At 50.4% G+C, this 359-nt stretch carries 2 rRNA genes; both read right to left on the minus strand.

The features are described 5' to 3' along the window. A 5S ribosomal RNA gene (gene rrf / locus KW841_RS29460) occupies positions 1-95 on the minus strand; the annotation flags it as partial. 158 nt (positions 96-253) lie between these two features. Further along, a 23S ribosomal RNA gene (locus KW841_RS29465) occupies positions 254-359 on the minus strand; the annotation flags it as partial.

The following is a 359-nucleotide window of genomic DNA, read 5'->3' on the forward strand; positions in this document are numbered from 1 at the left end:
ACATGGGGAAACCCCACACTACCATCGGCGATGCATCGTTTCACTTCTGAGTTCGGGATGGGATCAGGTGGTTCCAACGCTCTATGGTCGTCAAGAAATTCGGGTACCGAATCGTGGCCAGTTGGCCTCGCTTCAGCAAATTGGGTATGTGACAGCTGGTGTTTTGTGAGCATCTCGAACTTTCGGTTCGTTTCGTCTTCACACACCGCAATCTGATGCTTCTTTCGAAGTAAGCAAATTGCTTGGGTGTTATATGGTCAAGCCTCACGGGCAATTAGTATTGGTTAGCTCAACGCCTCACAGCGCTTACACACCCAACCTATCAACGTCGTAGTCTTCGACGGCCCTTCAGGGAACTC

It is taken from the genome of Pseudomonas sp. PDM28 (assembly GCF_019219115.1).
Classification (GTDB): Bacteria; Pseudomonadota; Gammaproteobacteria; order Pseudomonadales; family Pseudomonadaceae; genus Aquipseudomonas; species Aquipseudomonas laurylsulfatiphila.